At 64.4% G+C, this 21,173-nt stretch carries 19 protein-coding genes; 4 read left to right on the plus strand and 15 right to left on the minus strand.

Annotated elements, in window-relative coordinates; translation table 11 throughout:
* Positions 1–343: 343 nt before the first annotated feature.
* From G606_RS0105620 to G606_RS0105630, 3 genes are all read right to left on the minus strand, one after another.
* The gene (locus G606_RS0105620) at positions 344–1,261 is read right to left on the minus strand and encodes a tyrosine recombinase XerC (protein ID WP_026645129.1); all 918 of its coding nucleotides are present in this window, start codon (positions 1,259–1,261) and stop codon (positions 344–346) included.
* A 116-nt stretch (positions 1,262–1,377) separates the two neighbouring features.
* On the minus strand, positions 1,378–2,664 hold the full coding sequence (gene tnpB / locus G606_RS0105625; RefSeq protein WP_026645130.1) for an IS607 family element RNA-guided endonuclease TnpB: 1,287 nt from the start codon (positions 2,662–2,664) through the stop codon (positions 1,378–1,380).
* The gene (locus G606_RS0105630) at positions 2,657–3,253 is read right to left on the minus strand and encodes an IS607 family transposase (protein ID WP_026645131.1); all 597 of its coding nucleotides are present in this window, start codon (positions 3,251–3,253) and stop codon (positions 2,657–2,659) included. The genes tnpB and G606_RS0105630 overlap by 8 nt, the downstream gene beginning before the upstream one ends.
* Before the next feature lie 621 nt (positions 3,254–3,874).
* On the opposite strand from G606_RS0105630, the gene G606_RS0105635 reads away from it, so the two are divergent.
* The 3 genes from G606_RS0105635 to G606_RS0105645 all read left to right on the plus strand — a co-directional run bounded on the left by G606_RS0105635 (position 3,875) and on the right by G606_RS0105645 (position 7,952).
* Positions 3,875–4,687, plus strand: coding sequence for an ABC transporter ATP-binding protein (locus G606_RS0105635; RefSeq protein WP_034523765.1), 813 nt, complete (start codon positions 3,875–3,877; stop codon positions 4,685–4,687).
* 7 nt (positions 4,688–4,694) lie between these two features.
* On the plus strand, positions 4,695–7,529 hold the full coding sequence (locus G606_RS0105640; RefSeq protein ID WP_026645133.1) for an ABC transporter permease: 2,835 nt from the start codon (positions 4,695–4,697) through the stop codon (positions 7,527–7,529).
* Between the two features lie 165 nt (positions 7,530–7,694).
* Positions 7,695–7,952, plus strand: a complete 258-nt coding sequence (locus tag G606_RS0105645; RefSeq protein WP_026645134.1) for a DUF6725 family protein — start codon at positions 7,695–7,697, stop codon at positions 7,950–7,952.
* Positions 7,953–7,969: 17 nt separating this feature from the next.
* Here G606_RS0105645 and G606_RS0105650 read toward each other — a convergent pair whose 3' ends face one another.
* From G606_RS0105650 to typA, 4 genes are all read right to left on the minus strand, one after another.
* Positions 7,970–9,013, minus strand: coding sequence for a prephenate dehydrogenase (locus tag G606_RS0105650; RefSeq protein WP_051198643.1), 1,044 nt, complete (start codon positions 9,011–9,013; stop codon positions 7,970–7,972).
* Positions 9,014–9,063: 50 nt separating this feature from the next.
* Positions 9,064–10,107: a prephenate dehydratase gene (locus G606_RS0105655; RefSeq protein ID WP_026645136.1), complete on the minus strand. Its 1,044-nt coding sequence runs from the start codon at positions 10,105–10,107 to the stop codon at positions 9,064–9,066.
* A complete protein-coding gene (locus tag G606_RS0105660) occupies positions 10,107–10,622 on the minus strand; it encodes an alcohol dehydrogenase (protein ID WP_231371432.1) in 516 nt (171 codons plus the stop codon). The genes G606_RS0105655 and G606_RS0105660 overlap by 1 nt, the downstream gene beginning before the upstream one ends.
* Positions 10,623–10,761: 139 nt before the next feature.
* Positions 10,762–12,660, minus strand: a complete 1,899-nt coding sequence (typA, locus tag G606_RS0105665; protein ID WP_231371441.1) for a translational GTPase TypA — start codon at positions 12,658–12,660, stop codon at positions 10,762–10,764.
* Here typA and G606_RS11425 point away from each other — a divergent pair.
* On the plus strand, positions 12,601–12,750 hold the full coding sequence (locus G606_RS11425) for a hypothetical protein (RefSeq protein WP_231371443.1): 150 nt from the start codon (positions 12,601–12,603) through the stop codon (positions 12,748–12,750). The genes typA and G606_RS11425 overlap by 60 nt on opposite strands.
* A 182-nt stretch (positions 12,751–12,932) precedes the next feature.
* On the opposite strand, the gene G606_RS0105670 is transcribed toward G606_RS11425, so the two are convergent.
* From G606_RS0105670 to G606_RS0105705, 8 genes are all read right to left on the minus strand, one after another.
* On the minus strand, positions 12,933–14,339 hold the full coding sequence (locus tag G606_RS0105670) for an MFS transporter (RefSeq protein ID WP_026645139.1): 1,407 nt from the start codon (positions 14,337–14,339) through the stop codon (positions 12,933–12,935).
* Between the two features lie 126 nt (positions 14,340–14,465).
* Positions 14,466–15,287: an NUDIX hydrolase gene (locus tag G606_RS0105675; protein ID WP_026645140.1), complete on the minus strand. Its 822-nt coding sequence runs from the start codon at positions 15,285–15,287 to the stop codon at positions 14,466–14,468.
* 290 nt (positions 15,288–15,577) lie between these two features.
* Positions 15,578–16,417, minus strand: coding sequence for a ParA family protein (locus G606_RS0105680; RefSeq protein ID WP_026645141.1), 840 nt, complete (start codon positions 16,415–16,417; stop codon positions 15,578–15,580).
* A gap of 106 nt (positions 16,418–16,523) precedes the next feature.
* The gene (xerD, locus tag G606_RS0105685; RefSeq protein WP_026645142.1) at positions 16,524–17,447 is read right to left on the minus strand and encodes a site-specific tyrosine recombinase XerD; all 924 of its coding nucleotides are present in this window, start codon (positions 17,445–17,447) and stop codon (positions 16,524–16,526) included.
* 420 nt (positions 17,448–17,867) lie between these two features.
* On the minus strand, positions 17,868–18,251 hold the full coding sequence (gene rplT / locus G606_RS0105690; RefSeq protein WP_026645143.1) for a 50S ribosomal protein L20: 384 nt from the start codon (positions 18,249–18,251) through the stop codon (positions 17,868–17,870).
* A gap of 47 nt (positions 18,252–18,298) precedes the next feature.
* Positions 18,299–18,490, minus strand: coding sequence for a 50S ribosomal protein L35 (gene rpmI / locus G606_RS0105695; protein ID WP_026645144.1), 192 nt, complete (start codon positions 18,488–18,490; stop codon positions 18,299–18,301).
* 17 nt (positions 18,491–18,507) lie between these two features.
* Positions 18,508–19,251 (minus strand): translation initiation factor IF-3, encoded by a 744-nt coding sequence (infC, locus tag G606_RS0105700; protein WP_051198597.1) that lies wholly within the window; start codon positions 19,249–19,251, stop codon positions 18,508–18,510.
* 229 nt (positions 19,252–19,480) lie between these two features.
* Complete coding sequence (locus tag G606_RS0105705; RefSeq protein WP_231371433.1) at positions 19,481–21,115, minus strand: spermidine synthase; 1,635 nt, start codon at positions 21,113–21,115, stop codon at positions 19,481–19,483.
* Between the last annotated feature and the right edge of the window lie 58 nt (positions 21,116–21,173).

Here is a 21,173-nt window from a genome sequence, read left to right on the forward strand (position 1 = left end):
CTTTTTCTTGCAGTCGTTCGGCGGTTCCCGCCGCCGAAAATGATGGGGTCGAAACCGTTTCAAGTTCCGACCCCATCGCCGATTAACTTCCCATTGTGCCACAGCCATGCAACCACCGAAACCGATAACGCTGTCATCACCGACGGCCGCATTCGCCGTTCCGCCGGCGCACATGGCGGCATGCACGGCTGGCGGTTCCGTCAGGAAACACCGTCACCTCAACGCATATGGCGAATCGGTTCCTTACGTATATCGATTGCCATGCCGATGCGAGCGTTTGCAACGCAGGGTGTCACATTGCCAACGATGTCCGGCAATCGTTCTCACTACGTGAAATCCTTGCTCATGCGCGCGGGAAAGCCTGCGCATATCGCGCCTTGAGCTGCTCGATCGAGACGTGCGTGTACCGCTGCGTCGTCTGCAGCGACGCGTGGCCGAGCATCTCCTGCACCTCGCGCAGGTCGGCGCCGCCGTCGAGCATATGCGTCGCCGCGCTGTGGCGCAGCGCGTGCGGCGAGATGTCGGGCACGCCGGCGCACGCCGCCTCGCGGTGCACGACGGCGCGCACGACGCGCTGGTCGACGCGGCCTCCGCGCGCGCCGAGGAACAGCGCACTCCCCGAACGCTCGTTCGCCAGCACGGGTCTGCCCTGCGACGTCCACCGTTCGAGCGCATGCTGCGCCGGCGCTCCGAAGGGCACGACGCGCTGCTTGTTCCCTTTGCCGGTGACGGTGATCGTGCGGTTGCCGTAGCGCACGTCGTCCAGATCCATCGACACGAGTTCAGCGACGCGGATGCCGGTCGCGTAGAGCATTTCGAGCATCGCACAGTCGCGCAGCGCGAGCGCCCGACGATGCGGATCGTCCGTGTCGGCCGGCTCCGCGTCCGCCTTGTCCATCAGCGCTTCGGCCTGCGTCTCGTTGAGCACGGCCGGCAGCGTCTTCGGCAGTTTCGGCGTGCGCAACGAGGCCGCCGGGTCATGGGCGATCCGTCCGCGCCGATGCGCCCAGGCGAAGAATCCGCGCACGGCGATCGTCTTGCGCGCGAGACTGCTTTTGGCGACCTGCTTCGACTCCTGCGCCATCCACATGCGCAGGTCATCGAGCGTCACGTTATCGAGCTCGGTCGTGCCTCCCGATTCGAGGATGGCGATGCAGCCGAGCAGATCACCGCGGTATGCGGCCACCGTGTGCTCGCTCAGTCCCCTCGCGCCGCGCAAGTAGTCGACGTATTCCTCGATCATGCGTCGCGCATCCGCCATCGTCCGCTCCCCTGTTTCATGCCGCCTGTGCCGCCAACGATGTGCGACCACTGTACATGTGAGTCCACTGTAAATGTGAGTCCACTGTATCGTTCAGACTCTATCGCCGTTGCTAACTAGTTTGTTTTAGTTAGCATTCCGCCGTTGCCAGCGGAAACTCCAAGTCCTACGCAACGGTCGCTGCTGCTTGGTTCACGTTTCACAGGGTTTCGCACGGCAACCCGTGGGCTGTCGCGTCTTACATTCCCTCCGCGTGCGTTTACCGTCTCCTCGGCACTCGGGGCGACGTGATTCTTGATGTTGATTGCCGCGTTAAGGTCGCGGTCAATCGTGTATCCGCAATGTTCGCAATGATATGTTCGTTCGTTGAGGGACAGTGTGGCTTTTACCGCCCCGCAGTTCGAGCACGTCTTGGAACTTGGATACCAATGGTCGATGATATGCAGCCGTGAACCCGTCTGCGCGGTCTTGTAGGTGAGCATGGTGCGAATGGTGCCGAATGCGGCGTCCGCGATGTCTTTGGCGAGCTTGTGGTTGCCCATCATGCCCTGCACGTTCAAGTCCTCGATGTGGATGTCCGCATACGTGTTGGCGAGACGTGTGGTGAGCTTGTCGAGCCTGTCCCGACGCTGGTTCGCCACATGGTTCTCGACCCTGCCCAGCCGTGACTGCTGCTTCCGGTAACGGTTCGAGCCGTACTGTTTGCGAGACAGTGCGCGATGTTCGTGGCGCAGCATGTCCTGCGCCTTGCGCAGGAAACGCTCATTGCATTCCACGGTGCCGTCCGACATCGTGGCAAGCGTCTTGATGCCCAAATCGACGCCGACGGAACCTTCCGGCTTCCGCCGTGGAGCAACGGTTTCAGACACGTCAACGGTGAGTGCGGCGTGCCAGCGGTTGCCGTGGTAGGAGATGGTCATGCGAGTGACCTTCCCGCCTTTCGTGCGCAGGAGCATGTTCTCCATGCAATGCACACGGCCGATGCGCGGCAGCTTCAACCCGTATGGGTCGCCTTCGATGATGCCGAAAACTCCGGTCGTGTACGTGAACCGACGCTTGGCCTTGGTGCGTTTCTTGAACTTCGGGAACCCCACGCGACGGCCTTTGCGCTGTCCGGTCTTGGACTTCCACCAGTTCGTCAGCCCATTGGACAGCGCTTCCAGTCCGGTGTTGTACGCTTCCTTGCTGTTTTCCTTCCACCACGGGGCAAGAACGTCCTTGTTGCCGTTCCACCAGCGGCGCAGACCGTAGTACGACCATCCCGTTTTCTCATGGCGGTCAAGACAAGCCTTGATGTGAGCCAACGCCGCATTGTAGGCGAACCGTGCAGCGCCCGCATGCTGACGCATGAGACGTTCCTGCGTCGGCGTCGGATCGAGCGCCACGTCGATTCCCTTAAGCATCGTTCTCACCCGCCGCTTCCAACGCTTTCATGGCGCGATGCTTCGCCGCGCGCTTGCCGTACAGACGGGCGCAGAACGAGGTGAGCGCTTCGGTCATGTCACACACCAAGTCATCATCCATCTCCGTATCGTCCACAACGACGATACGCCTGTCCTGCGCTTCGAGAGCGGACTGGATTAGCTGGAAGTCCATGCGTACCAGACGGTCACGATGCTCAACGACTATCGTGCCAATAGTCGGGTCGGCCAGAACCTTGTTGAGCTTGCGACGTGAACCGTTCATGCCGGAACCCGTCTCCGTCACCACTTCGGCGTCCGTGACACCCATTGCGACGGCGAACGCTTTCAGACGGTCTGCCTGACGTTGCAAATCTGTTTTCTGGTCGGCGGAACTCACGCGCGCATAGCAGACCGTGCGTCCCTCCGCGATGGGTTCGCGGGTGTTGTCAGATTCGTATTTCGGGTCGTGGATAAGCACCGCACCCGACTTCGTGCGCGTGAAAGGGACAGGCATGTTCCCGCTACGGCACCAACGCCATACCGTCTGAACATTCAAGCCTTCCAGCTTAGCCCATTCCTTTACTCGCATAACTACAGTATAGTACTCAGAAATACGTTAAAGCAAACCAATCAGTCAGCAGCTAACAACCCCCGCCATCATTCGCATGTCGGCTGTGCGCAAAAGGTACGGCCGCTGCACAGCGGTGACACAACGGTTGCATGGCGCCCGGCGGCGCCCTCCGGTCTCGCATCGTGAGACAAGCAACGGCGACGCATTGGCCGCGCAATGACAACGCAGGCATCGCGAAATCGTTGGAACGACGCCGATGCAACCAATGGTTGCCGTCGTTCGAGCGGGTTGCAACCATAAGCTGGCGGACGGCGGCGACGATATCACCGATAGTAGGGAGTGCGACCGCGACGTGGCCACGGCGGCGGCGAATCGGGAACGTGGGAATCCCAGGGAAAATAGACATTCCCGCACCCGACGCCCGCCGACACGCTACGCTTCGGTTGTGCAGATCCGCACATCGGCGCGATTGTGACCGCTGTCACATGCGACGCCGATCCGGCAACGCCGAAGGTGACGGCGGTCATGGCTTCGCGCAGGCGAAGCGGCGGATGATTGGGTATCGGGTAACGACATCAGGCGCATGTCCCGCGCACTGCGCGTCCATGCGCAATCGACATACATACGCGAAAGGTTCACATGAACAGGAAATCCACAGGCGACACCATGGAGAAGACCGACCCGATCGTCGCGAAGGCGGTCGATCTGGTCAAGACCTACGGCGACACCGACAGCCAGGTGACGGCGCTCGACCACGTCAGCGTCGACTTCCGCCGTGGCGAGCTCACGGCGATCATGGGCCCGTCAGGTTCCGGCAAATCGACGCTGATGCACTGCATGGCCGGTCTCGACGTGCCGACGAGCGGCGAGGTCTTCGTCGAGGAGCTCGAGGTCTCGTCAATGAACCAGAAGCAGCTCACGCAGTTGCGCCGCAAGGAGATCGGCTTCATCTTCCAGTCCTTCAACCTCGTGCCGACGCTGACGGCCGAGGAGAACATCCTGCTGCCGCTACAGATCGCGCACCGCCCGATCGACCGCAACTGGTTCAACAAGGTCGTCTCCGTCGTCGGCCTGAAAAACCGCCTCGATCATCGTCCGAGCCAGCTCTCCGGCGGCCAGCAACAGCGCGTCGCCTGCGCCCGCGCGATGATGGAACGCCCGTCAGTCATCTTCGCCGATGAGCCGACCGGCAACCTCGATTCGCGTTCGAGCCGCGAGGTGCTCGAGTTCCTGCGCCAGTGCGTGCGCGACTACGGCCAGTCGATCGTCATGGTGACGCACGACCCGCGCGCCGCGAGCTTCGCCGACCGCGTGCTCGTGCTCTCCGACGGTTCGATCACGCAGGACATGGACCACCCGACCTACGACGAGATCCTCGCCGTCTTCGCCGAACACGACGATCCGGACAACGGCCCGGTCAACGTCGAATCCGCAGCCGTCAAGGAGGGCTGAGCCAACGATGTTCAAGATCGGACTCAGAGACACGAAGGCGCATTTCCGCCGTTTCATCATGTCGATCATCGCGATCGCGCTCGGCGTCGCGTTCGTCGTCGGCTCGTTCTGCTTCCGCGAGATGCTCAACGACCAGGTCGCGCAGATGATGGGCTCGAACTCGGACGCCGACGTCTATGTGCGCGGCGCGACCGAGCAGAAGAAGGAAAACGGAGGCAGCGTCACCAGCTACAACAGCACCTACAACGAGATCAGCACCGACGTCATCGCCGACATCGAGAAGGTCGACGGCGTCGTCAGCGCCGACGCGACGCACCAGCTGAGCAACGTCGTGCTGCTCGACCGCAACGGCGACGCGATGACGACGGTCGGCGCGCCGACGCTCGTCATCGGCGTCGACACCGACGACCCGTGGCGCTCGGTGCATTTCGTCTCCGGCGGTTACGCGAAGAGCGATGACCAGATCGCGCTGCTCGAGGACACCGCGAACAAGGCCGGACTCAGGACCGGCGACACGGCGACGGTCGTCATCGACGGCGAGGCGCACAAGATGAAAGTCTCGGGCGTCTTCACATCGCCGTCGACGCAGCTCGGCGCGATCCTGATCCTCGCGCGCCCGAGCTTCGTCGAGCATACGCTGCAGCAGGAGGGCGAGGACACATCGAGCGTCCAGTTCATCGGCGTCTACGGCGACAAGACGACGCCGCTCGACGAGGCGGCGCAGCAGCAGCTCGCTGACCGCATCAACAAGGAGCTGCCGAAGAGCGCCGACGCGCATGCCGTGACCGGCGATTCGGTGCGCGACGACGCGACGAAGAGCATTCAGGACCAGCTCGGCTTCATCCAGCCGCTGATTCTCATCTTCGCGGCGATCGCACTGTTCGTCGGCGCGTTCATCATCGCGAACACCTTCACGATGATCGTGCGCGAATCGATGCGCGGCTACGCGCTGCTGCGATCGGTCGGCGCCTCACCGACGCAGGTCTTCGCGAGCGTCCTCATCCAGGCCGTCATCCTCGGCCTCGTCGGCTCCGGCATCGGCGTGCTGCTCGGCTGGGGTCTGCTTGAACTGATCGCCAAGGGCATGACGAGCAGCGGCATGCCGCTGTCCGGATCGCCCGCCCCGTCGGCGACCGACGTCGTCATCGGCCTGATCGTCGGCGTCGTCGTGACGATCGCCGGCGCGACACTGCCGGCGAAGACGGCCGCGACCGCTCCTCCGATCCAGGCGATGAACGAGACCGTCAATCCGGAAAAGCCGGTCAAGGCCCGCGGCTGGATCGGCATTGCGATGGTCGTCATCGGTGCCGCATGGTGGACGCTGTGCTATCTCGACGCCGACAAGCGCGTCGACTGGGCGTGGCTCAAGGACATGGGCTCCGGCTGGACGCTCGGCCTCGGCGCGGCGTTCATCATCATCGGCGCGATCGTGTGCGCGCCGGCCTTCGTCACACCGTCGGCGCACGTGCTCGGCTGGATCCCAACGAAGCTGTTCCCGGTCACCGGCAAGCTCGCAACACGCAACATCGGACGCGCGAAGCGACGCACGGCGAACACGGCGGCCGCGCTCTTCGTCGGCGTCGCAATCGTCAGCTGCCTCGGCGTCGTCGCCTCTTCGATGAAGACGTCGGTGAGCGACCTCGTCGACAACAACGTGAACGCCGACTATGTGGCGATGACGGCGAGCATGACGCAGCCGATCTCCGCGAAGGCCGTCGACGCGATCGAAGACACCAAGGGCGTCGGCGCTTCGTCGGCCGTGTACATGCTGCCGACGGTGACGGCGACGAACGCCAAGAAGGACGTCATGACGGCAGCGATCAAGACCGATCTGCTCACGAAGATCGCGCCGATCGAATCCCAGGAAGGCGACGCCGCGCAGGCGATCGAGCGAGGCGAGGCCGCGATCGGTCGGACGGTCGCCGATGACGGACACTGGACGATCGGCGACACGGTCGACCTCGAATCGAAGAACACATCGGTCGATGAGGAAGCCACGAAGCAGGCGTCCGAGGCGTACCAGCAGCAGATCGAGAAGCAGGCGACGGCGTTGCAGACCGAAGCGCAGCGTCTTGCGGCCGCCGGAGACGTCGCAGGTGCCCAGGCCAAGGCGAAGGAAGCCGAGAACGTCGTCAAGCAAGCGCAGAACGTCGATCCGAAGCAGTTCGTCAAGATGAAGACCGAGACGAAGAAGGCGCAGATCACGATCGGCGCGATCATCGACGACTCGCTGTATTCGGACAGCATCTTCATCTCGCTGCCGACAGCCGAAACGCTCACCGACAAGGACATGATGATGGTCACGCAGATGTATCTGCAGGCCAAGCCCGGCGCGGACGTCAAGCAGCTCGGCGAGGATCTGAAGAAGACCGTGAAGCCGTTCTACACGGTCTCGGTGCTCACGCGCGACGAGTTCAAGTCGTCGATGAGCTCGATGATCAACTCGATGCTTGCGATCATCTACGCGCTGCTCGCGCTGTCGATCGTCATCGCGATCTTCGGCATTGTCAACACGCTCGCGCTCAACGTGTCCGAACGCACGAAGGAGATCGGCCTGCTGCGCGCGATCGGCACGTCGAACGGACAGGTGCGCGGCATGCTTGCGATCGAGGCGGTCATCCTGTCGGTCTTCGGCACGATCGTCGGCATCATCGTCGGCGTCGCGGCGGGCGTCGTCATCCGTGCCGCCTACGAATCGCAGGGTCTGACGACGTTGGCGATCCCGTGGGATCAGCTTGTGCTGTTCCTCGTCGTCGCGATCCTCGTCGGTCTCGTCGCGAGCATCTCGCCGGCGCGGCGCGCGCTCAAGCAGCCGGTGCTCAACGCCGTCGCGAGCGAGTGAGCGCACGACTCCGCGATCCGAACAACGCAGGGCCCAGTTTCCGTATCGATACGGAAACCGGGCCCTGCCCGTTGCCGACGACGGCGTCTACAATCCACGTGATAGTCGGGCCTTCAGCCCTCCACTCCCCTGTTCTGCAGGGTTCTGCACGAAAGGCGCATGATGATGAGACTTCCCGAGCATATCCCCGCAGGCGCGCGCGTCGTCGTGCGACTGTACGCGGGGATCGACGAACGCACCGGACGCATGCAGTACCGCGACGTCGTCGGCCATGTCCGCTCATGGGACGGTACGACGCTCGAGCTGACGCGCGACGCGGCCGCGAACGGATCGCGGCCGGCGCAGGACGTCAGCATTCGCCCCGAGCAGATCGCGATCCTCAAACCGGTGCCGGAACGTCCAGTCAGACAATCAATCGGATGATGAACTGGCGTTCGCAATCAGATGATGAACTGGCGTTCGGCGAGCGCGTGGTGGCCGGAGGTGAACCGCACGATGTGCTCGCCGCGCTTCGCCGACGCGAGCAAGTCGGCGCGCCAGTCGTCGGCGCTGACCTTCAGTGTCGTGAACACCGTCTGCGTCTCGCCGGTGACGGCCGCCTCACGCTGCTTCGCCTTGTAGTCGCGGTACGGCTGGCCTTCGGTGAAGAAACGGTGCAGCGCGGCCTTGTCGTCGTCATGCAGCGCGTCGGCGAAGGATTCGAGACGACGCGCCATGCTGCGCAGCAGCGTCTCGACGTTGCCGGCGTTCTCGACGATCATCGCCGCCGTGCGCTGCGGATCGGTCAATGCGACGCGCGTCATGTCGCGCCATGAGCCCGCGGACAGCGCCGCCGCGATATTGCGGTCGGGGTTGTCGGTCAGCTCGTTGATGAGCGCCGTCGAGACGACGTGCGGCATGTGCGAGATCAGTGAGGCGGCGCGGTCGTGCGTCTCGTCGTCGACGACGATCATCGTGTTGCGCAGGCCGCGCGTGATCATGCCGGCGACCTGCACGATGCGCGCGTAATCGGTGTGATGGTCGTAGGTGAGCGCCCACAGCGCGTTGTCGAAGATCGACGGATCGGCCGCCGCCCAGCCGGAACGTTCGTTGCCAGTCATCGGATGGGCGCCAACGTAGCAATCGGTGATGCCAGCGGCATGCACCTGCTCGCGCACGAGTCCCTTGACGGAGCCGACATCGGTGAGCGTCGTGCGCGTCGGGTCGATGATCGGCTTGATCGTCTCGAGGATCTTCGGCATCGCGACGAGCGGATTGCACAGCACGACGACGTCCGGATGCTCAGCGACGAGCTCTTCGAGACTGTCCTTGCAGTCGATTCCGGCGGCGCGCGCAGCCGCGTACGGGTGCGGACGGTGGTTCCACGCGCTCACCCACACGCCCGCCGAACGCAGGCGCAGCGCGAGCGAACCGCCGATCAGTCCAAGTCCGACAATCGCGATGTGCCGCGGGCATTCGATGCCCTCCGGGCCGATCGCCGGCATCGTCGCGGTCTCCTCGATCGTCGCGTCCGTCACCTCGACGGCTACCTCTTCTACCACAGCAGTTCCTTTCGCATCGTCGCATCATCGCTTGCAAGAGCGGACGATGCCCCGTTGGTCTCGATGGCGTTGGTCTCCATAGTGCATCGTACCCCGCCTTGCGGAAGCATCCACTCGTCCACTGGCGGATGCGGCCGCTCGCGGCGCGGATAGACGGCGAGCGTCTTGATCCAATCGCCGTGTTCGATGATTTCGACGAGCAGCGCGTGGAAGCGCGGCTCCCACGGCGCTGCGTCGAGCGTCGCGATGAAGCTGTAGGTGCCGTCGTGGCCTTTGATCGGCCGCGAGATGAAGCTTGTCATGTTAAGTCCGGCGTCGCGGATCGCGTCGAGCGCGTCGGCGAGGACGCCCGGACCGGTCGCCAACGGAATGAACGTGAGAATCGATTCGAATTCGGCGACGCCGCGCGCGCATGCGGCGTCGAGTTCGGCGCGCGCGTCGTCGCGGCGCGCGATGACGAGGAATTCGGTGCGCGCACCGTGGAAGTCCTCAACATGGCGCGCGACGCGGCGCAGTCCGTACAGCCGTCCGCAGATCTCGGGACCGAAGGCGATGCGGCCGTCGATGAGGTCGCGACAGGCGGCCGCGTTCGACGCCGCCGGCACTTCGCGCAACCGATGCGACTGCGTAAAACGGCGGCATTGCGCCAATCCGTGCGGATGCGCCGACGCGCTCGTGCACATGCGGCACACGGCGTCGAGTTCGGATTCGCCATCGGCGCGCGAGCGCATCGCCTCGTCGTAGGTGGCTTGCGTGACGAATGCGCAGAAAGTCACGTCGACGCCGACGCGCGCAAAACCGGCGACGTCGGCGGCGTCGATGAGCATGTCGAGATTCGGCACGACGTAGCCTTCGACGTTGTTCTCCCAAGCGATGACGCCCCAGCCGCTCCCCTCACCGACGGCGCGCACGATCGAGGCGACGTCGGCAAGCGGTTCGGGCGTGACGTCGCCGCCGAGCAGTCGTGCCGCCTCAAGCGCCGCCTGATGCGTGAAGGTGCCTTCCGGACCGAGATAGTACAGCCGCCGCGTGCCCATCACTCATCCTTTCCGCCGATGCGGAACCAGCGCGCCGGGCAGACGAGCAGCAGCACCTGAACAATGAGCGAACCGTAGAGCCAGATGTAGCCCACATGCTGCGACCACCATGGCATCGTCGTCGAATGGAAGCCGATCGGCAGCATCAGGTCGCCGCCGGGGCCGGGCATCGCAAGCCACCAGACGGTCAGATAGGAGACGCTCAGATGCAGCGCCAAGCCGAGGACGCCGCCGCGCGAGCGCGCGCACCATGCGGAGGCGCCGATGAGGATGAACGCGAGCACGAGACCGTAGGGGATGTTCGACGACGCGCCCATGCGGTGCGCGAGCGTGCCGAGCGCACCGGCAGCAATGGCGCTCAGCAGCGTGATGAGGCAGCGCACGAAGACGTTGCACCGGTGGCTCCACGGCACATCGGAACGGTGGGGCGCGGGGCGGCGCACGGCGGCATTCGGGATTGTGGAATCCGGCACCATGGCATGCATGGCCGTCGGATTGGAGTCGGAGCTGCTCATAGCCACCCAGTGTAGGCGGACCGCGCGAAGACGAGGGGCAGGCGGCGGCCGATGCACTGCAGCCAATGAAAACGCAGCCGAGCCCGCGCTCGATGTGCGGACCCGGCTGCGTTGAGTCGACTGTGTCGTCAGCGACGAATCACTTCGCGTTCTGCGCGTTGTTGTTCGCGCGACGCTGCTTGGCGCGCCACTTGTACCAATCCTCGCGGTTGAGGATGATCTTGCGGATGCGGATCGACTCCGGCGTGACCTCGACGCACTCGTCCTCGTTCGCGAAGTCGAGCGACTCCTCGAGGCTCATCTTGATCGGCGGCGTCAGCGTCTCGAGGACGTCGGCGGTCGCCGAACGCATGTTCGTCATGTGCTTGGCGAGCGTGATGTTGACGTCGAGCTCGTCGGGCTTGTTGTTGACGCCGACGACCTGGCCTTCGTAGACCGGCGACTGCGGCTCGACAAAGAAGTTGCCGCGCGCCTGAAGGCGCTGCATCGCGTACGGCGTGGCGACGCCCTGACGGTCGGAGACCATCGAGCCGTTCTGGCGGGTGACGATCTGGCCGGCCCACGGCGCATAGCCTGCCGAAAGCGACGACGAGATACCGGTGCCGCGCGTCGCGCTCAGCAGCGCCGTGCGGAAGCCGATCAGGCCACGCGACGGCACCGTGAACTGCAGGCGGATCCAGCCGGAGCCGTGGTTGGACATCGATTCCATGCGGCCCTTGCGGTCGGCCATCAACTGCGTGACGGTGCCCATGTACTCCTCCGGAACGTCGATCGTCGTCGACTCCATCGGCTCGCACAGCTGTCCGTCGATCGTCTTCGTGACGACCTGCGGACGGCCAACGGTCAGCTCGTAGCCTTCGCGGCGCATCTGCTCGGCGAGGACGGCGAGCGCGAGTTCGCCGCGGCCCTGCACCTCCCACGCGTCCGGGCGATCGGTCGGCAGCACCTTGATCGAGACGTTGCCGATGAGCTCGCGGTCGAGGCGGTCCTTGATCATGCGGGCCGTCAGCTTGTGGTCCTTGCCTTCGGTGCCGGCAAGTGGCGAATCGTTCGTGCCGAAGGTCATCGAGATCGCCGGGTCGTCGACGTGGATGAGCGGCAGCGGGCGCGGATCGTTCGGGTCGACGATCGTCTCGCCGATCATGATGTCGTTGACGCCAGCGACGGCGACGATGTCGCCGGGGCCCGCCGACTCGACTGGCAGACGGTCGAGGCCCTGCGTGCGCAGCAGCTCGGAGACGCGGAAGTTCTCGATCGAGCCGTCGACGCGCGACAAGCCGTAGGTCTTGCCCTTCTCGAGGTTGCCGTTGTAGATGCGCACGAGACCGAGACGGCCGAGGAAGTCGGAGGAATCGATGTTCGCGACGTGGGCCTGCAGCGGTGCGTCCGGATCGTATTCCGGAGCCGGGATGTTCTTGATGATCGATTCGAAGAGCGGCTCGAGGTTGTCGTTGTTCGGCAGCTGGCCGTTCGCCGGCTCGTCGGTCGACGCATAGCCAGCCTTCGCGGCGCAGTAGATGACCGGCAGGTCGAGCAGCGAGTCGAGGTCGAGGTCGACGCCTTCCTCGATGACGTCCTGCGCGAGGCCGAGCAGCAGATCGGAGGCTTCGCCGACGACCTCGTCGATGCGCGCGTCGGGACGGTCGACCTTGTTGACGCACAGGATGACCGGCAGCTTCGCCTCGAGCGCCTTGCGCAGCACGAAACGGGTCTGAGGCAGCGGGCCTTCGGAGGCGTCGACGAGCAGTACGACACCGTCGACCATCGAGATGCCGCGTTCGACCTCGCCGCCGAAGTCGGCGTGGCCCGGGGTGTCGATGACGTTGATCGTGATGCCTTCGGGATGGCCGTACTTCTCGGCGAGCGGGCCGGTGTACTGCACGGCCGTGTTCTTCGCGAGGATCGTGATGCCCTTCTCACGCTCGAGGTCGTTGGAATCCATCACACGATCGGGAACTTCCTCGCGTTCGTTGAATACATGGGACTGCTGAAGCATTGCGTTGACGAGCGTGGTCTTGCCGTGGTCGACGTGAGCCACAATTGCCACATTACGAATATCGCCGCGAACCGCCATGAATGTTTTCTCCTAAAAACCATTGATTTCCTGCGTAACCGTGCCGAACCCTGATCAAGTTCACCATTCGTACACAAACCATCAACATGGTACGCGACGATGCTGACACGGCGCCGTCATGGACGCATATGGCGCACTCGGCACCCACCGCGGACGCACAAGGGTCCCCGACATCCCATCGGCCGCCCAAAGATGTGGATGGCTCGGGACGTCGGGGACCCCGGCATATGCGCTGATCAGTCGTCGAGTGTCGCGCCGGTCTTCTCCGGCAGGAAGAGCGCGGCGACGCAGGCCAGCACGAAGGCGACGGCGAAGACGACGAAGGCGACCGACTTGTCACCGCCGGCCATCGACAGGAACCACGGCACAAGCAGCGGCGCGATGATCGCCGCCACACGGCCGCAGGCGGCCGCGGCGCCCGAGGCCGCGCCGCGCAGACGCGTCGGGTAGATCTCCGGCGTGACCGCGTAGAGCACGCCCCACGCGCCGAGATTCGACGCCGACAGCAGCATACCGAAGGCGAGCACCTGCGTCACGTTCGCCGAACGCGAGAACAGGAACGCGGCAAGCGCGGAGACGGCGAGGAACACGCTCAGCGTGCGACGCCTGCCCCAGCGTTCGACGAGCCACGCGGCGAGGAAGTAGCCCGGCAGCTGCGCGAGCGAAATCGCCAACGTGTAGCCGAAGGACTTCGTCAGCGAGCCGAACTGGTCGGCGAGCAGGCTCGGCATCCATGTGAACGCGCCGTAATACGAGAAGTTGACGAAGAACCACGTGGCCCAGATCGCCACCGTCACGCCGAGGTACTTGCGGCCGAACAGCTCGCGCGTGCGGATCTTCGGCAGTTTGACGGCCTTGCGGCTCGCAACCGGCTCGACGCCACTCGCCGATTCGAAGTAGCGCACCGAACGCTCGGCGTCCTCGTCGCGGCCCTGCGCCTCAAGGAAACGGACCGACTCGGGCAACTGGCGGCGTGCGACGATCGCGTAGAGCAGCGGCAGCGCGCCGATGAGCAGCGCCCAACGCCAGCCCCAATCGCCGGTGTTCGGGATGACGAAGTAGCCGATTGCGGCCGCGATGATCCAGCCGACGGCCCAGAACGATTCGAGCAGCACGGTGATGCGGCCGCGCTGTTTTGCCGGCGAGAACTCGGAGACGAGCGTCGAGGCGACCGGCAGTTCTGCGCCGAGGCCGAGGCCGATGACGAAGCGCGCGGCGAGCAGCATCGCGAGCGTCCACGAGAACGCCATCGCGCCGTTGGCGACGCCGAAGACGATCATCGTCGCCGTGAACACGGTCTTGCGTCCCCAACGGTCGGCGAACCAGCCGCCGAGCGCGGCGCCGATCGCCATGCCGATGAAGCCGATCGACAGCACCCACGACTTCTGCACAGCGTCGAGGTTGAAGTGGGGGTCGGCGGCGATTGCGGCGACGACGAAGGAGACGAGGCCGACATCCATCGCGTCGAACGCCCAGCCGATGCCGGAGGCGACGAGCAGCTTGCGGTGTGCGCGGTTGAACGGAAGCCTGTCGAGACGTTCGTTGCGCGTGAGCGGTTCGCTTTCGTTCGCGACGCGTTCACGCGGCGGCTGCGTGTTCGCGCCGCGCGAGGACACGCCGATTGGTCGTTCTGCAGCGGTCATTGGTACCTCCCATGGGCTGCGTTGATTGTGATTGTGATTGTGATTGTGGTGGTTCGAATGGTTCATTCGATGATTGATGTGACGGCTGCGGTGGTTCGGCGGCTGTCGTCTGGCACACGCCCGCGCTCACGGCCGCGCGGCGGTCGTCAGCGCCGCGAGCGCGCCCAGATGGTCGCGCGCGCCGGCATCGTCTGCCGTCGGCGATGCATCGACGATCCTCGACAGTTCGCCGGCATCGAAGCCCTGCGGCAGCGCGTCATCCGCCGGCGCATCGGCGTCGGCACGGAAACGGTAGAGCGCGGCCGGACGCTGACGGCCGACGCGGCGACGTTCGCCGGTTTCCTCGAGCATCCCCGATGCGAGCGTGCGTCGGCGGAAGTTGGCCAGATCGACCGGATGTCCTTCAATTGCCTCGCTCACGGCGTGCAGTTCGCGCAGCGTGAAGGTCTCGCCGACGAGCTCGCGCACGACCTTGGGCATGTCGAGACGATGCCGCAGCCGCCAGATCGCATAGTCGACGATGCGGCGATGGTCGAAGGCGAGTTCGGGAAGCGCGTCCTCGGCGAACCACGCCACGTTGTGCCGCGGCTCGAGCGAAGCGACATCCACCTGCCCAACGAGCGCCCAGTAGCAGATCGAGACCATCGGCACTCCCCCGCGCGAACGCTCGGGGTCGCCGAAGGTGTACAGCTGCTCGAGGTAGCCCGGATGCAGGTCGGTTGTCGAGGCGAGCGTCTCGTAGGCGGAACGTTCGAGCGAACGACCCGCCTTGAGCGGGCCGCCCGGCAGCGCCCACGCGCCGCGAAACGGCTCGCGCACGCGGCGCACGAGCGGCAGCCACAGCCGGCGGCGTTCGCCGTCGTCGGCCGGGCCGAGGGCGAGGATGACCGAGGTGACGCCCACCTGGGGCGCCTCGTCGCGGCGTTCGCTGACATTGCCGATGCCCATCGTCCACGCTCCTCCACCGTCGTTGCCGCACGCGGTCTGCCATATGCGATTCGCATGTGCGGTTTCCATCTACGCGGCGAACGAATCGCCATCCGCGTTGTGTCATCGTCAGCATAGCACTTATAGTCAACATGACTATAAGTGCTGACCATATAGTGGTCCACGATGATCGGTGCTCCCCTGCACTCCCCATACACGAACGCAGGCCCCGCGCCCACGATCGTCTCGTGGGCACGGGGCCTGCATGTCGCCGAGGTAACAGCCGCCGAGGCCGCCGCGACCGCAGCCGCTTACGCGATGATCCCCTTCGCGATGAGCTCGCGCGCGACCTCCCGGTATTCGCGCGCCGTCTTGTGGTTGTGCGCGTAATAGGTGATCGGCGCTGCCGCGACGTTCGCGTCGGGCAGCTTGATCGAGCGTGAGATGACCGAATGGAACACCTTGTCGCCGAAGGCCTCGTAGATGCGCTGCACGACCTCGTCGCAGTGCAGCGTATGCGTGTACATCGTCACGAGCACGCCGAAGACCTCGAGCCCGGGGTTGATGCGCGCCTGCACCTTCTCGATCGACTGCATGAGCAGCGCCACGCCGCGCAACGCGAAAAACTCGGCAGCCACCGGGATGATGACGCCGTCCGCCGCCGTCAGCGCGTTGACGGTGAGCAGACCGAGCGACGGCTGGCAGTCGATGATGATCGCGTCGTACTCCTTGATGACCGGACGCAGCACGCTCGCGAGGATCTGCTCGCGTCCCACTTCGGTCACGAGCTGCACTTCTGCGGCCGACAGGTCGATGTTCGCCGGGATGATGTCGAGTCCGGCGAACTTCGTCGGCTGGATGATGTCGTGCACGTCGACCTTCGGGTCGAACAACGCCGTGTAGATCGTGTTGTCGAGCACGTTCGCGTTGATGCCGAGCCCCACCGTCGCCGCGCCTTGCGGGTCGAAGTCGACGATGAGCACGCGCCTGCCGTACTGTGCGAGCGCGCCGGCGATGTTGATCGAGCTCGTCGTCTTGCCTACGCCGCCCTTCTGGTTGCACATGGCGATGACCCGCGCCGGACCGTGCTGCTGCAACGGCTCGGGTACCGGGAAGGTCTCGTATTCTCGTCCAAGCAAATCCGTAGGCATACCGCTCACTTTATCAGGTCATGCATGTGCCGACGCCGCCGGCGCATCGGTGACGTCCTGTCTTTACTAAATGTTCAGTGTACCGCTTCGTACGCACCGCAATCGGCTATTTGGCGCGTGGATGAGCGGTGATATACGTTTCGATGAGCGCTTCGGGGCTGATATGCGTGTAGATCTGCGTCGTCTTGACCGACGCGTGCCCGAGCAGCTCCTGCACGGTACGCACATCCGCGCCGCCCTGGATGAGGTGTGTCGCGAACGAATGCCGCAGCGTGTGCGGGTGCAACGGACGCGTGATATGTGCACGTTCGCCTGCGCGGCGGATGATCTCCCACACCGACTGCCGCGACAGGCGACGCCCGCGCAGATTGAGGAAGGTCGCGCGCAGTTCCGGCGCACTCTTCGCGCGTTCCTGCAACGGCGTGCGGCCGTACTTCAAGTAGTCGGTCAGCGCGTCGCGCGCATAGTCGCCGAAGGGCACGAGCCGCTGCTTGTCGCCTTTGCCGGTCAGGCGCACGACCTGCTCGTCGAAGTCGAAATCGTCGAGATTCGTGCCGACGGCTTCGCTGACGCGGCAGCCGGTCGCGTACATGAACTCGAGCAGCGCGTCGTCGCGCAGTCCGGCCGCGTCGTCCGTGCTTGCAGGGCGCGCCGCCTTGAGCAGTGCGGTGACCTCGTCGACGTCGAGGACGTCCGGCAGCGCCGACCCGGCCTTCGGCGCCTTCACCTGCTGCGAGATGTCGTCGTCGACGAGATGCTCGCCGAGCATGAACCGGTGGAACATGTGCACGCTCGCCAAATGCCGCGCGCGGGTCGCCGAGCTTTGCCCGTCGATAGCGAGCGACTGCATGAACGCCTCGACGTGCAGCGACGTGATCGCGCGCGCGTCGTCGACGCCGTGCCTGTCAAGCCACAGCAGATAGCGGTCGAGATCGCGTTCATAGGCTTCGACGGTGGCTTTCGCGAGTCCGCGTTCGACGTCGATCGTCGCAAGGAACTTCGATTCCGCCATCCGCAGCCCATTCGCCATCCCCATCCTCCTTCGCCCTCCGATCCGCGTACGCCCGGTCGTCATCTATCCGCCGATACCATATATATCTACATATATCTACTACTACATCTGCCACCGCCGCGTCTACCACGGCAGTCCGTAGCAGACGCGGCGGTCCATGATTGACTTCAACCACCGACCACCATCTACAGCGCCCGCAACGGCAGTCCATGATTGACCTCAACCACCGACTGCCATCTACAGCATCCAACACGGCAGTATGTGATTGGCTTCAACCACTTGACTACCATCGACTACCACTGACTACCACCGATACGAAGAGCCGACCCCGGCACAGGGCTGGGTTCGGCTCTTCACCACCGATATATCGGTGTGTCATCTCTGTGGGCGATGCCCCGATCCGCCATCGGGCGGACGGAACGTCACTCGTCCGTCGGCTCAGGCGGCGACCGGAGCGTTGACGTCCTCGGGCAGCGCGGCCTTCGCCTGCTCGACGATCGTCTTAAACGTATCCGGATCGTTCACGGCGAGGTCGGCGAGCGCACGGCGGTCGAGCTCGATGCCGGCGAGGCGCAGGCCCTGGATGAAGCGGTTGTAGGTGATGCCCTCGTTACGCACGGCGATGTTGATGCGCTGGATCCACAGCTTGCGGAAGTCGCCCTTGCGCGCCTTGCGGTCACGGTAGTTGTAGTTGAAGGAGTGCAGCAGCTGTTCCTTCGCCTTGCGGTACAGGCGGGAACGCTGGCCACGGTAGCCCGAGGCCCTTTCGAGAACTGTACGACGCTTCTTGTGGGCGTTCACTGCGCGCTTGACACGTGCCATTGTTGTTCCTCAGCTTTCTTTCTTGAAACGATCTCGACTTGCCGGTCTCAGCCCAGCAGGCCCTTCATCTTCTTGGCCTGCGACGTCGGCAGAACGGAGTCGCGCTTCAGTTCGCGGCGCTTGTGAGCGGACTTGTGCTCGAGGTTGTGGCGCATGCCGCAGCCAGCGTGCATGAGCTTACCGGAACCCGTCACACGAACGCGCTTGGCGGCCGCGGTCTTTGTCTTCATCTTCGGCATTGCTGCCCTCCTTGTTGTTACTTCGTTGCTGAAGTCTCGGTTGCTTCGGCGACGACGGCTTGTGCTTCCTTCGCCTCCTGGGCCTTGGCCTCCTGCTTGGCGGCGAGGCGTGCGGCCTGACGCGCCTGACGTTCGGCGCGGGATTCCGCACCGCGACGGCGCTGCTCGGACTGCGTGTGCACCTTCTTGCCCTTCGGGGCGAGGGTCATGATGATGTTGCGGCCCTCCTGCTTCGGCGCGGATTCGATCGTTCCCGATTCCGCGACCTCGTCGGCAAGGCGCTGCAGCAGCTCGACGCCGCCGATGGGGCGCGATTGTTCGCGTCCGCGCAGCATGATCGTGACCTTGACCTTGTCGCCGCCGTTGAGGAAGCGCTCGACATGGCCCTTCTTGACCTCAAAGTCGTGCTCGTCGATCTTGAGGCGGAAACGGATCTCCTTGATTTCCGCGGTGCTCTGGTTGCGACGCGCTTCGCGCTGCTTGATCTTCTCGTTGTACTTGAACTTGCCGTAGTCGATCAGCTTGGCAACCGGAGGCTTCGCGTTGGGTGCCACCTCGACGAGATCGAGGTTCGCTTCCTTGGCCAGGTTCAGTGCGACGGAAGTCGCGATGACTCCCACCTGCTCGCCGTTCGGTCCGATAAGGCGCACCTGTGAGACGCGAATCTCGTCGTTAATGCGTGGTTCGTCGCTAATGATGACTCCAATCCTATGGTTTCCTGCAGTGGTCGCGCCATCCGCTCCGTCATCATCCTGATTCATGGGCACCATGGAACACATCGTCGAGCAATCGACGAGCCGTTCCCTGCTGCGCAGCACCGCGCGGACATGCCGTCCGCCGTGCGCGTGCAACGCCCACGCCGCGAATCGCCGCGCGCAGGCCGTGCCTATGACCCGAAGTCATGACGGACTTCCAGGTGGGTTTCCCACTTTCTTGATTTCTCAAGCCTTGTTGAGTATAGCACAGCCCCCGACAACAGCCATCCGCGTGTCAGCGCACTTCGCGCAGCAGTCCCCCGATACCCTCGTCGCGCAGGATCTGCCGGTATGGGCCTGCCTGTTCGGCGATGATGCCGTCGATCGCGCGCATGCCGAGCACTTCCACGGGCGCTTTGTCGTCGGTGAGCACCACTGGCCGCCGCCCCACATGCACCGGTTCGAACACCGGATCGACCTGATCGACCGCGCGGTCGAGGGCCGTGTTCCCCGCGCGCATCGCCGCGATCCGCTGGCGGATGGACGGCGACGACGCCGAGCCGCGCTTGAGCGCGAACAGCTCGCGGTTCGTGGTATGCGGCACATCCGCCGTCACGAGGTTCGACTCGCCGAACACGCTCGCGATCGTGTCGGTGAGCGCCTCGTTGATCGACCCTTCGCCGTCGCTGATCATGTTCATGTTGACGACCATGACGCCGCCATCGTTGAGATGCTCATGCACGAGCGCGAAGAACTCCTTCGAGCTCATCTGGAACGGGATTGTGATGTCCTGATACGCGTCGACCATGATCACGTCGAACCGCTCGTGGCTCGCCGCAAGCCATGCGCGCCCGTCGTAGGTGGCCACGCCGATGTCAGCCGGCTCGTCGAAATACGTGTTCGCCAGCTGGGTGATCTTGCTGTCGATCTCGACGCCCGTCACCGTCGTCCCCGGCGAATACTTGCGCAAGGCGCGCGCATATGTGCCAGTGCCCATGCCCAGGATCAGCGCGGAGTCGGCATGCTCGGCGATCGCGGGCGCGGCGAGCGCGACGTCGTAATACATGCCGGTGGGTTCGTCGCTCTTCATCGTCACCGACTGCACACCGAAGAGCACGTTCGTGGAGAGGATCGTACGGTCGGGCATATCCTGCACCTGCAGGTAGTTGTACATCGATTCACCCTCATACGCGAGCGTGCGCTTGTCCATCCAGAACGCGAAGCCGGTGAGCGGCGAGCACACCGCGGACGCCGCGAACACGACCACACTGACCGCGCACGCCACGCGGTGCACCTGTGCGGACAGGAAGTAGGTGACGGGCAGCGCCAGCAGCAGCCCGGAGAACACGAGGAATGTGGCGAACGTGCCGACGGCCGGGATGGTGACGAAGGTGGGTAGGAATGTGCCGAGGATCGAACCGACCGTGTTGCAGGCGGATAGCCGCCCCACGACCGACGCGTTGTCTTCGAGCGAATCGGTCGCGAATTTGTTGAGCGCCGGCGTCACCGTACCCAGCAGGAACAGCGGCGGCACGAAGATGACCATGCAGCAGACGAACGCGGCGATCGTCAGGAAGTTCGTGGACACGGTCACGATGAGCGCGCCGGAGACGAGCATCACAATATATTTGCCCACAAGCGGGATCAGCGCGATCCACACGGCCGCCACGAGCACGCGCATGTACATGCGGTCCGGGTCGGGGTCGCGGTCCGCCCACCTGCCGCCGAACACCGCGCCCAACGCGAGCGCTATCATGATCGTGCCGATGATGATCGTCCACACGATCTGCGAACTCGAGAAATACGGCGCGAGCAGGCGCTGGGCGCCGAGTTCGGCCGCCATGACGGCCATGCCCGAGACGAACTCGGTGACATACAGAAACACCTTCGACGCGAGGATCGGCCGCTTCACGCCCTCGGCACCGCTCACTTCCCTGCGACTCCTCCCACTGCGCGCCCGGCGCGCGTTCATTGCGCGGCGCGGCAAG

Origin of the sequence: Bifidobacterium sp. AGR2158 (assembly GCF_000424225.1) — a bacterium.
Classification (GTDB): domain Bacteria; phylum Actinomycetota; class Actinomycetes; order Actinomycetales; family Bifidobacteriaceae; genus Bifidobacterium; species Bifidobacterium anseris.